Source organism: Anaeromyxobacter sp. SG17 (genome assembly GCF_022690695.1).
Taxonomy (GTDB): domain Bacteria; phylum Myxococcota; class Myxococcia; order Myxococcales; family Anaeromyxobacteraceae; genus Anaeromyxobacter; species Anaeromyxobacter soli.
On record NZ_JALCYX010000099.1, the window covers coordinates 1 to 13,111 of the forward strand.

Sequence of the window (13,111 nt, forward strand, 5' to 3'; positions counted from 1 at the left end):
CCCGGCCTCGTCGCCGCGCTCGTGCGCCCCGCGCCCGGCGGCCCGCGGCGGCGCTGGGTCGCCGGCCAGCTCGCCGTCTCCGCGCTGCCCGCGCTGCTCGCCGCGCTCGGGTTCCTCGTCGTCCACCAGGCCGTGACGCGGGAGATCGTCATCGACACCGGCGGGCTGCGCGAGATCGCCGAGACCGGCGGCGGCGCCGACGCGTTCGTGTACGAGGGCGTGGCGGAGCCGCCGGGCGAGGCCGAGGCGGCCGCGGCGCCGGGCGTGGCGGAGCCGCCTCTGGCGGAGCCCGTCCCCGGGACGCTCGCCGAGCCTCCGGGCGCGGAGGCGCCGGGGTCGGCGCTCGAGGCGGCCGCGGAGCGCGCGGAGGGCGCCCGCGTGGCGGAGGGCCCAGGGCGCAAGCCGGTGCCCCTCGCGTTCTGGATCGCGCTCGCGGCGGCCCTCGTGGTGCTCGTGCTGCACTACGCCATCTTCACGTTCGAGCGGCTCGAGATCCTGAAGATGCTGCTCACCTCGTTCTTCCCGCTCACGGCGCTCATCCTCGCCGTGCTCGGGTCGATCATCTTCGGGTGGGCGACGCCGACCGAGGCGGCGGCCCTCGGCGCCGCCGGCGCCATGCTCCTCACCGCCGCCTACCGCCAGTTCCGCTGGAGCGTGATCAAGGAGTCGGTGTTCCTGACCGCGAAGACGACCGCCATGGTCTGCTGGCTGTTCGTCGGCTCGTCGATCTTCTCGGCGGCCTTTGCGCTCCTCGGCGGGCAGCAGATCATCGAGCACTGGGTGCTCGGGCTGAACCTCTCGCCCGTGCAGTTCATGCTGCTCGCCCAGGTCATCATCTTCCTCCTGGGTTGGCCCCTGGAATGGACGGAGATCATCGTCATCTTCATGCCGATCTTCATCCCGCTCCTCGGCCACTTCGAGATCGACCCGCTGTTCTTCGGCCTGCTCGTGGCGCTGAACCTCCAGACCGCGTTCCTGTCGCCGCCCGTCGCGATGGCCGCCTTCTACCTGAAGGGGGTCGCGCCCAAGCACGTGACCCTGAACCAGATCTTCGCGGGCATGATGCCGTTCATGGCGATCCAGGTCCTCGCGGTCCTGCTGCTCTACCTCTTCCCCGCGATCGGCCTCTGGCTCCCGGAGGTGCTCTACCGGTGACCGCTCGGAGCGCAGCAGGGGAGACGGCCCAGCGGGGAGGCGCCGGCGCGCGGGCCGTCGCCTGGAAGCTCGCGGCGATCGTCGGGCCCCGGAACGTGGTCGTCGATCCCGCGGAGCTGCTCGTCTACGAGTGCGACGGCCTGACCCACGGCCGCGTCCGCCCGGACCTCGTCGTCCTCCCCGGCTCGACCGAGGAGGTCGCGGCCGTCGTCCGCGTGGCGCGCGACGCGAGCGTGCCGCTCGTGCCGCGGGGCGCGGGGACCGGCCTGTCCGGCGGCGCGCGCCCGGTGCCGGGCTGCGCGGTCCTCTCGCTCTCGCGCATGCGGCGGATCCTGGAGCTGGACCTCGAGAACGGCTGGGCGCGGGTCGAGCCCGGCGTCATCAACCTCGACGTCACGCGCGCGGTGGCCGGCGCCGGCTTCTACTACGCGCCCGATCCCTCGTCGCAGAGCGTCTGCTCGATCGGCGGCAACGTCGCCGAGAACTCCGGCGGCGCGCACTGCCTCAAGTACGGCTTCACGACGAACCACGTGCTCGCCGCCCGCGTCGTCCTCTCCGACGGCGCCGTCGTCGACCTGGGCGGTCCGGCGCCGGACGCGCCCGGCTACGACCTGCTCGCCGCGCTGGTCGGGAGCGAGGGGATGCTCGGCGTGGTCACCGAGGTCACCGTCCGGCTCCTGCGCAAGCCCGAGACCACGCGGACCTTCTTCGCGACCTTCCCCTCCACCGACGAGGCGGGCGCCGCGGTCTCCGGCATCATCGCGGCGGGCATCCTGCCCGCGGCGATCGAGATGATGGACCGGCTCGCGATCGTGGCGGCCAAGGCCGCGACGGGCCTCGACTGGCCGGACGTGGGCGCGGCGCTGCTCATGGACGCGGACGGCCCCCGCGCCGAGGTCGAGCACGTCTCGGCGCGCGCCATCGAGATCGCGCGCGCGGCGGGCGCGCTCGAGATCCGCGTGCCGCGCGACGAGGCGGAGCGGCAGCTCATGTGGAAGGGGCGAAAGTCGGCGTTCGCGGCCGTGGGCCGGATCAGCCCGAGCTACCTCGTCGAGGACGGAGTCATCCCGCGCTCGGAGATCGCGCGGGTGCTGCGCGACATCGGGCGCCTCGCCGAGGAGGCGGGGCTGCGGGTGGCGAACGTCTTCCACGCCGGGGACGGGAACCTCCACCCGCTCGTGCTCTACGACGCGCGCGTGCCGGGCGAGGAGGAGCGCGCGGCCCGGCTCGGCGGCGAGATCCTGCGCCTGTGCATCCGCTACGGCGGCTCGATCACCGGCGAGCACGGCGTCGGCGCGGAGAAGGCCGCGTACATGGCGGAGCAGTTCGGGCCGGACGATCTCGACACGATGCAGCGCGTCCGCTGCGCCTTCGACGGCGCCGCGCTCATGAACCCGGGCAAGGTCTTCCCGACGCCGCGCCTCTGCGGCGAGAAGCCCGGCCCCTACCGCCCCCACCCCGCCGAGGTGGCCGGGCTCGCGGAGCGCTGGTGAGCGCGGTGCGCGCGGCGGCGGACGGAGACGCCGTCCTGGGCCTCACCCCGCGGGTGGCGCTCGAGCCCGGCTCCCTCGACGAGGCGGCCGACGCGATGCGTGCGCTCGCCCGCGACCGCGCCGCGGTGACGTTCATCGGGGGCGGCACGGACCTCGAGCTCGGGGCACCGCCCGCGCGGCTCGACGCCGTGCTCCACACGCGCCGGCTCGACCGCGTGAAGGAGCACGCCCCCGCCGACCAGATCGTCGCCGTCGAGGCGGGGCTGACGATCGCCGCGCTCCAGCGCCACCTCGCGCCGCACGGGCAGCGCCTCGCGCTCGATCCCCCGCACCCGGAGCGTGCGACGGTGGGGGGCGTCGTGGCGGCGAACGCCTTCGGCCCCCGCCGGACGCGCTTCGGCACGGTGCGCGATCTCGTGGTCGGCGTGACCCTCGTCCGGGCGGACGGCGTCGTCGCGCGCGGCGGCGGCAAGGTCGTGAAGAACGTGGCGGGGTTCGATCTCCCGCGGCTCCTCTGCGGCTCGCTCGGCTCGCTCGCCCTCGTCGCGGAGGTGGTCTTCCGGCTCCACCCGCTGCCCGAGGCGTCGGCCACGGTGGCCGTCCCGGGCCTCACGCCCGCGGAGGTCCGCGCCCTCGCGCGCGCCGCGCTCGACGCGCGCCTCGATCCGGTGGCGATGGCGGCGCTCCAGGAGGGCGACCGGTTCCGGCTCGCCATCCGCTTCGAGGGGTTCGGTCCGGGCGTGCGGGAGCAGGCCGAGCGGCTCCTCGCGCTCGACCCCCGGTGCGAGGCGCTCGCGGGCGCCGACGAGGCGGCGCTCTGGGCGCGGCACGACGCGCTCCGCCTCGCCGGGGACGTGCGGGCGAAGGCCGCCTTCCCGCCCGCGTCGCTCGAGGGCGCGGTGCGGGCGCTCGAGCCCCTCGCGGCGACGCTCACCGCGGGGGCCCTCGTGCTCCACCCCGCGCTCGGGATCGCGTTCGTCGCGGGAGCGCTCTCGCGCGCCGAGGCGACCGGGAGCGCGGTGGCCGCGGCCCGCGTGGCGCTCCGGCCCGGGAACGGCTCGCTCGTGCTCGCCGCGGCGCCGGCCGCGCTGCGCGCCGTCGCGGACCCGTGGGGCGATCCGCCGCCCGCCGTCGAGGTGATGCGCAGGCTGAAGCGTGAGCTCGATCCGGACGGGCGGCTCGCGCCCGGGCGGCTCGCGGGGGGGATCTGATGCCGACGGCCGACGACGCCCGCATCGCCACCCAGCGGACGGCCGCCCGCGACGCGCGCGGCGTGCCCGCCGAGGACCGCGGCACGAGCCGCAGCGGCGGCGCGCCGGAGCGGGCGCGGAACCCGGCGGACGACTGCGTCCACTGCGGCTTCTGCCTGCCGGTCTGCCCCACGTGGCAGAGCTGGCAGGAGGAGATGGACTCGCCGCGCGGGCGCATCGACCTCTTCCAGGCGCTCGAGGATGGCCGCGTCGCGATGTCGCCCGTCGTCGCAGAGCACTTCGACCGCTGCCTGGGCTGCATGGCCTGCATGACCGCGTGCCCCTCGGGCGTGCGCTACGACCACGTCATCGAGGCGGCGCGCTTCCGGGTGGAGCGCGAGCTCAGGCGCGCGCCGGCGGACCGCCTGCACCGCGCCGGCGTGTTCGCGCTGTTCCCGCGGCCCGGGCGGCTGCGCGGCGCGGCGCTCCTCCTGTGGGCGTGGCGCGCGAGCGGGTTGCAGCGGCTCGCGCGCCGGCTCGGGCTCCTGCGCTTCTCGCGGCGGCTCGCCGCGCTCGACGCCCTCGCGCCCGTCGTGCCGCTGCGCGACCTCCTCGCCCGCCTGCCCGAGCGGACGCCCGCCCGCGGCGCGCGGCGGCTGCGCGCCGGCCTCGTCACCGGCTGCGTCCAGCGGGTCTTCTTCCCGGGCGTGAACGCGGCCACCGTCCGCGTGCTCGCCGCGGAGGGCGTGGACGTCGTGGCGCCGCGCCGGCAGGGCTGCTGCGGCGCGCTCTCGCTGCACGTCGGGCGCGAGGCCGAGGCGCGGCGGCTCACTCGCCGGCTCATCGAGCGGTTCGAGCGCGAGGCGATCGACGTCGTCGTCGTGAACGCGGCCGGCTGCGGCTCGCACCTCAAGGACGTGGGCGCGCTGTTCGAGGGCGATCCCTTCGAGCCCCGGGCGCGCGCGTTCGCGGCGCGCGTGAAGGACGTGACCGAGCTCCTCGCCGCGCTCCCGCCGCGGGCCCGCCGCGCCGCCCTCCGCGCGCGCGTCGCCTACCACTCGCCCTGCCACCTCGGGCACGCGCAGCGCGTGAACGAGCCGCCCCGGGCGCTGCTCCGCACCATCCCCGAGCTCGAGCTCGTCGAGGTCCCCGACGGCGAGCAGTGCTGCGGCTCCGCGGGCGTCTACAACCTCGTGGAGCCGGAGGCCGCCGTCGAGATCGGCCGGCGCAAGGCGGAGGCGGTGCTCTCCACGCGCGCGACGCTGCTCGCGAGCGCGAACCCCGGCTGCTCGCTCCACATCCGCCGCATGCTGGCGGAGCGTGGTGCGGAGCTCCCGGCCGCCCACCCCATCGAGCTCCTCGACCGCGCCATCCGGGCCGCCGAGGAGGCCGACTCCGGACGGCCGGGCGCCTCGCCGCCTCCCCGCACCTTGTAGCGCCGGGCGGCGCGCCGCAGCGTTCGGAGGTGGCGGAGCTCTCGAGCAAGGTCCAGAACGCGCTCGACGAGGCGCGGATCCTGGTCCTCGGGCTCCAGGTGCTCATCGGGTTCGACCTCCGGGCGTTCTTCGAGCCGGGCTTCGAGGAGCTGCCCGGGTGGGCGAGGGCCTCGAAGCTCGCGACGCTCGTCACGCTGCTCCTCGCGCTCGCGCTCGTGGTGCTGCCCTCGCCGTGGCACCGCCTCGTGGAGGCCGGCGAGGACACCGAGGGGATCCACCGCCTGACGATGCGGGCGGTGTCGCTCGCGCTCCTGCCGTTCGCGCTGGGGCTCTCCGGGGACGTGGCGATCGGGCTCCAGCCGGTCGCCGGCGCGCTCGGCGCGGTGCTCGCGGGCGCCGCGGTGGCGCTCGTCGCCGTGGGGACCTGGTACGCCGCGACGGGCGTCGCGCGCAGGAGACGCCCGCCACGGGAGGAGGGCACGGAGGTGAGCGACTCGAGCGTCGAGAAGAAGATCCGGCACGTGCTCACCGAGGCGCGCATGGTGCTCCCCGGCGCGCAGGCGCTGCTCGGGTTCCAGCTCGCGGTGATGATGACGCGGGCGTTCCGGGAGCTGCCGCGCGAGGCGCAATGGGCGCACGTCGGCGCGGTGGGGTTCGGGGTCCTCACCATCGTCCTGCTCGTCGCGCCCGCCGCCTGGCATCGCATCGTCGAGCGCGGGGAGGAGACGGAGGCGTTCCATCGCGTGGCGACGCGCTTCGTCGTCGCGGCGATCCTGCCGCTCGCGGTCGCCCTCGCCGTCGACCTCGGCGTCGTGACCGTCCGGCTCGTACCCGGCTCGCAGGGCCTTCCCGTCGCGGTCGCCGGGGCGACGTTCGCGCTCCTCGCCGGGACCTGGTTCGCGCTGCCGCTCGCGGCGCGCGCGCTGCGCCGGGGCCGGCCGCGTGCGGCCCCGCAGGTCTCGGACCGGTGAAGGAAGTCAGCGCCGCGTCGCCTCGAGCTCCCGGATGGCGCGGCGCGCGAGGTCTCCCGCGCCGCAGCGCGGGCCGACCTCGCGCATGACCCGCGCGAGCGCGCCGTCGGGCTCGGGGAGGGCCGGCTCCGCGGCGGCGATCGCGCGCAGCGGCTCGAGCCCGGCGAGCGCGCCGGAGTCGCCGAGGGCGCGCGCCGCGAGGCGCCGGCGATCGCAGCGCTCGGACTGCGCCTGGCGCTCGAGCACGGCGAGCGCGCCCGGGCTCCCCGCGGCCAGGGCGCGCGACCAGGCGATGAAGGCGTGCGGCAGCCGCTCGGGTGCGTCGCGCTCCGCGCGCGCCGCCTCGAGGAGGCCGCCGAGGTAGAGGACCTCCGGATCCGTGGGGCCGCGCCGCGCAGCGAGCGCGCCGATCCGGTCCTCCGCGTCCCCGACGCGGCCGTCGGCGATGAGCCGATCGGGCGGCGGCCGCAGCGTCGCCCAGGTCAGCGCGAGCGCCGCGGCGAGCGCGACCGCCGCCGCCGACCGCACGAGCCCGCTGCGCGCCGGCGCGGCGAGCGCGGCGCGGAGCGGGGGCGCCAGCGCGGGTCCGGTCGCCGTGAGGACCGGCGTCGCGGAGACGGCTCGGCCCTCGAGGATCTCGAGGAGCTCGGCGGCGCTCTGGGCGCGCCGGTCGGGGTCCTTCTCCGTGGCGCGCGCGATGAAGCGCAGGAGCGCCGGGTGCGCCGCCAGCGACGGGCACTCGTCCGCGGGCGAGGGGACCGGCTCGTAGGCGTGGGCGCGCAGGAGCGTCAGCGGATCGTGGGTCGGGAAGGGGTGACGGCCCGTCGCGAGCAGCCAGGCGATGATCCCGGCGCTGTAGAGGTCCGCGCGGTGATCCACCTCCGCGCCGACCGCCTGCTCCGGCGAGAGGAACTGCGGCGTCCCGACGACGAAGCCCGCCTGGTCGCGCTCGGTGGGCGGGGAGGGCTCCGCGAGCTTGGCGATCCCGAAGTCGAGGATCTTGAGCCGCTCCTCGCCGTCCGGCAGCGGGACGAGCCACAGGTTGTCGGGCTTCAGGTCGCGGTGGACGATGCCGGCGCGGTGCGCCGCGTCGAGGCCGGCGAGGAGCTGGCGGAGCAGCTCCGTCACGCGGGCGGACGGCAGCCGCTCGTCCCGGCGCAGCCGCTCACGCAGCGACGCGCCGGCGAGGAGCTCCATCACGAGGTACAGCGCGCCGCCGGGCGCGTCGCCGAAGTCGAGCACGTCCACGACGTGCGGCGAGGACAGGCGCACGGCGATCTGGGCCTCGCGCCGGAAGCGCTCGACGTCGCGCGGGCTGTGCGCGACCTCCGCCCGGAGGATCTTCACCGCGACGGCGCGCCCGATACGGACGTTCTCCGCGCGCCAGACGCTCGAGGTCCCGCCCTCGTCGAGCAGCGTCTGCAGGAGGTAGCGCCCGTCGAGCAGCAGGCCCGGGCGGATCGCGTCCTCCAGCGTTCCTTCGGGACGCGCAGGGGCCGGGGCGCGCGCCCTGGCGGCGAGCTCGAGCGTTTCCTGTGGGGTCACCCGCGCCTCCGCCGGCGGTCGTCGCACCGGGGCGATGAGACACGGTAGCGGCTCTCTTCGGCCGGGAGAAGCCGCAGGAAGACGGGACGCGGAGAGGCGCGTCCCGTCCCGCGTTCGGAGTGCAAGGGCCACAGGACCCCGCCCGGGACCCGTCTCCGGGGCCGGGTGCGCGCGGTGCGCGCGAACGTGGGCCTTTAGGATCCGAGGTCGGAGGTCTGGGTGATCCCCGCGCAGCTCGCCGGCTTTCTCGAATCCGGGGTCTCGGTGCTCGTCGCCACGCGCGACGCGCGGCTGTCGCCGGACGCCCTGCGCGCGATGGGCGTGCGCGTGGAGCGCGGCGGCGCCGAGCTCACGGTGTTCCTGCCCGCGGCGACCTCCAGGGAGGCGCTCGCGAACCTCCGCGACAACGGCAGGATCGCGGTCTGCTTCTCGCGCGCCGCGGACCATCGCTCGGTGCAGGTGAAGGGCCGCGCCGTCGAGGTCGGCGAGGCGGGCGCGGACGAGCGCGAGAGGGTGGAGCGGTACCTCGACGCGCTGGCCGACGCGTGGGGCGTCATCGGGATCCCCGCGCGCGCCACGCTCCGGCTCGCGCACTGGCCGTGCCACGCGGTGCGCGTCCGCGTGGAGGGCGTGTTCGTGCAGACGCCCGGGCCCGACGCGGGCGCCCCGCTCGTCGACGTCGCGGGGCGCGCGCCATGATCCGCCTCGAGGAGCTCGGCCCGTGCTTCCCGGGCATCGTGCCGGCCCAGATCGCGACCTGCGGCCGCGACGGCGAGCCGAACGTCACGTACCTGTCGCAGGTCCAGTACGTCGACCCCCGGCGCGTCGCGCTCTCCTGCCAGTTCTTCAACAAGACGCGGCGCAACGTCGAGGAGAACCCGCTCGCCTCCGTGCTGCTCTACCACCCGCTCACCTTCGAGGCCTACCGGCTGCGCCTGCGCTTCGAGCACGCGGAGACCGAGGGGCCGCTGTTCGACACGATGGCCCTGCGCATCCAGGTGATCGCCTCGCACACCGGCATGACCGGCGTCTTCGCGCTGCGCTCCGCCGACGTCTACGAGGTGCTCTCGGTGGAGCGGGTGGAGGGGCTCCTCCTCCCGGCCGATCCCGCCCTCGAGGAGGCCGCGCCGCCGCTGCCGGCGGGGCCGCTCACGGAGATACGCGGGCTGCAGGTCGTCTCCGACCGGATCGCGCGCGCCCCGGACCTCCCGGCGCTGCTCGCGGGGGCGCTCGAGGCGCTCGACGCGCTGTTCGGGTTCTCGCACGCGATGGTGCTCGTCCCCGCGGGCGGGGCGGAGCTCGTCGCGATCGCGAGCCACGGCTACGGCGAGGCGGCCCTCGGCGCGAGGGCCCGGATCGGGGCCGGGATCATCGGCTGCGTGGCGCAGCGGCGGCGGATGCTCCGCGTCGCGGGGGTCGGGGCGGAGCTGCGCTACGGGCGCGCGGTGCGCGAGCGCCTCGAGGCGGCCGGGGGCGGAACGCTCCCGCCGGAGGTCCCGCTCCCCGGCCTCCCCGACGCCCAGGCGCAGCTCGCGCTCCCGCTGCTCGTGAGGGACCGGCTCGTCGGCGTGCTCGCGTTCGAGAGCCGCGATCCGCTCTGCTTCGACGACTGGGACGAGGCCTTCCTCGGGATCGTGGGGAACCAGATCGCGATGGGGATGGATCGCCTGCGGCCGGCAGGAGAGGGGACGGGGCCGTTCCCTGCGCCCCGGCTCGCCCCGGCCCCCGAGCGCAGGCGCGTGTTCTGCTACTACCGCAACGACGACTGCGTCTTCGTCGACGGGGAGTACCTCATCCGCAACGTGCCCGGCCGGATCCTGTGGAAGCTGCTCGGGCAGCACCGGCGGGAGGGGCGTACCGAGTTCACGAACCGCGAGCTCCGGCTCGACCCCGCCCTCGGCCTGCCGGCCGTGAAGGACAACCTGGAGAGCCGGCTCATCCTGCTGCGCCGGCGTCTCCAGGAGAAGTGTCCGGAGGTCCGGCTCGTGCCGGTGCGGCGCGGCCGGTTCGCGCTCGAGCTCGACTGCGCGGTCTCGCTCCTCGAGAAGGAGTGCGGGTGAGGTGCCCGCGCGCGAGGCGGCCGAGCGCATCGGGCGTCACCGCGCCGGCTTGGCGGTGGCGAGCTCGGGCGGGCGCGGCTCCGGCACCCGGTTCTTGATGGCCGGGATGGAGCGCAGGTAGGCGAACATCGCGCGCAGGTCGGCGTCGGTCAGGGTGGCGGCGTTCTGCCAGGGCATCGGCGGGAGGATCGGCCGCCCCCTGCCCATGTGCCGGCCGGAGCGCATGGCGTCGACGAACTCCTTCTCCGTCCACTTGCCGAGCCCGGTCTCCGCGTCCGGCGTCAGGTTCGCCGCGAAGCTCACGCCCCACGGGCCCGACCAGGCCGTCATGGACCCGGCCCCGGTGATCATCCAGGGCCCCTGCGGCAGCGCCGGGGCGGCGGGCATCGTCAGCTGCTCGGGGTGCCCCGAGAGCATCCGCGTCATGTCCGGCTCGGGGGCGCCGCTCTTCCCGGGCTTCCACGGAGTGTGACAGTCGTTGCAGCCGCTGGCGGTGACGAGGTACTTGCCGCGGGCCACGTCGCCCCCCGCGTCCGCGCTCACGCGGGTGAGCGCGAGCGCGGCGAGCAGGGCGGCGCCGCCGAGGGCGACGGGGACGATGCGCTTCTTCATCGGGCTTCCTCCTGGCGTGGGGTGCTGCGAGAGAGGGCGGCGGGGCCGGGCCGGAGCTCGCGGATGAACCTGGAGACGAGCGCGACGGCGGCGCCGTCCACGGCGTGGGTCCCGAGCGGCGGCATCTGGAGCAGCGGGTCGCGCGAGGCCATGCGCGCGAGGAGGACGCTCCGGTCCGGATCGCCGGGGCGGATCCGCGACGGGACGTCGCCCTCGGGGGTGCCGGCCGGGCGGAAGCGGCTCGCCACGCCGACCGCGGTCGCGAGGGCCGCGTCCTGCCGAGCGCCTGGCCCGACGCGCTGCGCGAGCGAGAGCCCCAGGGTCGCGAGCGGCCCGCGGGCGTCGTGGCAGATGCCGCAGTTCGCGTGCAGGTAGCCGAGAGCGGCGCGCGCGACCGGCGTCTGCGCCGCGATCCGCGGGGGCCGGCGGAGGAGCGCCTCGGGCAGCCCGCGGAGGAGCCCGCGCGCGACGAGCGCGGGCAGGTCCACGTCCCCCGCGCCGGGCCGCTCCGCGTGCGCGGCGAGCGGGTCGCGATCCGGAGAGAGCTGCAGCGCGGAGAACCCGAGCACCGGCGTGGGGCCGCCCTCGTGGCAGGCGCGGCAGTCGTAGACGGACGGGATGTCGTGAGGGACCCCCGGGCGGCTCTCGGCCGCGCCGCGGATCCCGCGCTCGGGCGCGAGCACCGCGTCGGCGCCGTCGTCCGTCCAGACGTAGGCCGCGAAGATCCACGAGCCGTCGGCCACCCGCTCCAGGTAGCGCGTCTCGATCCGCCGGCCGAAGCTGAACTCCTTCCAGAGCCGCGTGCCGATCGGGAAGACCCACGCGTCCGGATCGGTGGCGTCGATCGCGGAGCCGGGCGGCAGGCGGATCCAGCGCCGCTTCGTCGCGCCGTCCGACCACAGCGGATACTGCGGCGTATAGGGGAGCACCGCGGGGTCGATCCGGCGCGTCGCGGCGTCCGCGTAGAGCCCGGTGTCGGCGAGCCGGGGGGGCGCCTTCGCGACGGAGGTCTCCTCCGTCCCCGCCGGGTCGAGCGCCGGGGCGGAGGCGCTCACGGCGGCGCCGAGGAGGAGGAGGGCGCCGGCGAGGACGGCGGCCGCCGCCAGCGCGGTGAGGCGCCGCCGGGAGCCGCCGCGAAGCCTCGCCCGTCCGGTCCCCCGCATCGCGCCTCCGCTCCGGCGGCCCGCCGCGCCGTGCGTGCGCAATGTGCCTGGGGGCAGGGGCGCCCGCTTCCTAAATGATCCCTCCGCGCTTCCTAAGAAATGCCTAACGGCCGCGCGTCGGGGTTAGAACGTAGCCCGTGAACACCTTCAGCTCCATCGGGGCCCACCCCGCGCTCCTCCCCGCCCTCGACCGCCGCGGCTACGCCGAGCCGACGCCGGTCCAGGCCGCCGTCCTCGACGCCGCGCACCGCGGCCGCGATCTGCTCGTCTCGTCGCGCACCGGCTCGGGCAAGACCATCGCCTTCGGCCTCGCCCTCGCAGAGACGCTCCTCGAGGACGCCGGGACGTTCGGCGAGGCGGGGGCGCCGGGCGCGCTGGTCGTCGCGCCGACGCGCGAGCTCGCGATCCAGGTGCAGCGCGAGCTCGCCTGGCTGTTCGCGGACGCGGGCGGGCGCGTGGCGTCGTGCGTCGGCGGCATGGACCCGCGGCGCGAGGCGCGCGCGCTCGCCGACGGGGTGCACGTCGTCGTCGGGACGCCCGGCCGGCTCGTCGACCACCTCGAGCGCGGCGCGCTCGATCTCTCCGCCGTGCGCGCCCTCGTCCTCGACGAGGCGGACGAGATGCTCGACATGGGCTTCCGCGAGGAGCTCGAGAAGCTGCTCGGGGCGGCGCCGCCCGACCGGCGCACCGTGCTCTTCTCGGCCACGCTGCCGCGCCCCATCGTCGAGCTCGCGAAGCGCTACACGCGCGAGCCCGCGCGCGTGGCCGCGACGCCCGCGGGCGAGGCGCACGCCGACATCGCCTACCGCGCGCACCTCGTCGCGGCGCGCGAGCGCGAGCACGCGATCGTGAACGTCCTGCGCGAGGCCGACCCGCCGAGCGCGCTCGTCTTCCGCGCGACGCGCGAGGCCGTCCAGCACACCGCGGCCGGCCTGGGCGAGCGGGGGTTCGAGGTGGTGGCCATCTCGGGCGAGCTCACCCAGGCGGAGCGCACGCGCGCCCTGAAGTCGCTCCGGGACGGCCGCGCGCGCGTCCTCGTCGCGACCGACGTCGCCGCCCGCGGCCTCGACCTGCCGGGCATCGCCCTCGTGCTGCACGCGGACCTGCCCCGCGACGCGGAGGCGCTCCAGCACCGCAGCGGGCGGACCGGCCGCGCCGGGCGCAAGGGCGTGGCCGTGCTGCTCGCGGCGCCGCCGGAGCGGTATCGGCTCGAGCGGATGCTGCGCGAGGCGGGGGTGGCCGCCGAGTGGACGGCGGTGCCGACGGCGGAGGCGATCCGCGCGGGCGACGCCGAGCGGCTCGGGGCGGACGTCGCCGCGCTCGCCGCCGACGCGCCGGAGGAGGACCTCGCCGCGGCGCGCCGGCTCGTCGAGACCCGCTCCGCCGTCGAGCTGGCGGTCGCGCTCGTGCGGCGGGACCGGGCGCGCCTGCCCGCGCCGGAGGAGCTGCCCGAGACGGCCCGCGCCGCGCGCGAGGCGCCGGCCCG

The 13,111-nt window shown here is 76.7% G+C and carries 11 protein-coding genes; 8 read left to right on the plus strand and 3 right to left on the minus strand.

Features of this window, described 5'->3' with window-relative positions; all coding sequences use genetic code 11:
• The 5 genes from MNY60_RS21650 to MNY60_RS21670 all read left to right on the plus strand — a co-directional run.
• Positions 1-1,155, plus strand: a 1,155-nt coding sequence (locus MNY60_RS21650; RefSeq protein ID WP_242361845.1) for a TRAP transporter large permease subunit, incomplete at its 5' end; no start/stop codon positions are given.
• A complete protein-coding gene (locus MNY60_RS21655) occupies positions 1,152-2,648 on the plus strand; it encodes an FAD-linked oxidase C-terminal domain-containing protein (protein ID WP_242361847.1) in 1,497 nt (498 codons plus the stop codon). The genes MNY60_RS21650 and MNY60_RS21655, both read left to right, overlap by 4 nt.
• Complete coding sequence (locus MNY60_RS21660) at positions 2,645-3,859, plus strand: FAD-binding oxidoreductase (RefSeq protein ID WP_242361849.1); 1,215 nt, start codon at positions 2,645-2,647, stop codon at positions 3,857-3,859. The genes MNY60_RS21655 and MNY60_RS21660 overlap by 4 nt, the downstream gene beginning before the upstream one ends.
• Entirely contained in the window at positions 3,859-5,274 is a 1,416-nt protein-coding gene (locus tag MNY60_RS21665; RefSeq protein WP_242361851.1) for a (Fe-S)-binding protein, read from the plus strand. Before MNY60_RS21660 ends, MNY60_RS21665 begins: the two co-directional genes overlap by 1 nt.
• A gap of 29 nt (positions 5,275-5,303) precedes the next feature.
• A complete protein-coding gene (locus MNY60_RS21670) occupies positions 5,304-6,245 on the plus strand; it encodes a DUF6328 family protein (RefSeq protein WP_242340674.1) in 942 nt (313 codons plus the stop codon).
• 6 nt (positions 6,246-6,251) lie between these two features.
• Here MNY60_RS21670 and MNY60_RS21675 read toward each other — a convergent pair whose 3' ends face one another.
• Positions 6,252-7,790: a serine/threonine-protein kinase gene (locus tag MNY60_RS21675; protein WP_242361853.1), complete on the minus strand. Its 1,539-nt coding sequence runs from the start codon at positions 7,788-7,790 to the stop codon at positions 6,252-6,254.
• Positions 7,791-8,009: 219 nt separating this feature from the next.
• On the opposite strand from MNY60_RS21675, the gene MNY60_RS21680 reads away from it, so the two are divergent.
• Both MNY60_RS21680 and MNY60_RS21685 read left to right on the plus strand, forming a co-directional pair.
• Positions 8,010-8,489: a pyridoxamine 5'-phosphate oxidase family protein gene (locus MNY60_RS21680; protein ID WP_242356963.1), complete on the plus strand. Its 480-nt coding sequence runs from the start codon at positions 8,010-8,012 to the stop codon at positions 8,487-8,489.
• Positions 8,486-9,850, plus strand: coding sequence for a GAF domain-containing protein (locus MNY60_RS21685; protein WP_242356961.1), 1,365 nt, complete (start codon positions 8,486-8,488; stop codon positions 9,848-9,850). The genes MNY60_RS21680 and MNY60_RS21685 overlap by 4 nt, the downstream gene beginning before the upstream one ends.
• Before the next feature lie 36 nt (positions 9,851-9,886).
• Here the strand turns inward: MNY60_RS21685 and MNY60_RS21690 are convergent, their stop codons facing one another.
• Both MNY60_RS21690 and MNY60_RS21695 read right to left on the minus strand, forming a co-directional pair.
• Complete coding sequence (locus MNY60_RS21690) at positions 9,887-10,462, minus strand: c-type cytochrome (protein ID WP_242340844.1); 576 nt, start codon at positions 10,460-10,462, stop codon at positions 9,887-9,889.
• Positions 10,459-11,625, minus strand: a complete 1,167-nt coding sequence (locus MNY60_RS21695) for a hypothetical protein (RefSeq protein WP_242356959.1) — start codon at positions 11,623-11,625, stop codon at positions 10,459-10,461. Before MNY60_RS21695 ends, MNY60_RS21690 begins: the two co-directional genes overlap by 4 nt.
• A gap of 137 nt (positions 11,626-11,762) precedes the next feature.
• Here MNY60_RS21695 and MNY60_RS21700 point away from each other — a divergent pair.
• Positions 11,763-13,111 (plus strand): DEAD/DEAH box helicase (locus tag MNY60_RS21700; protein ID WP_242361855.1); only part of this gene is annotated, 1,349 nt, incomplete at its 3' end.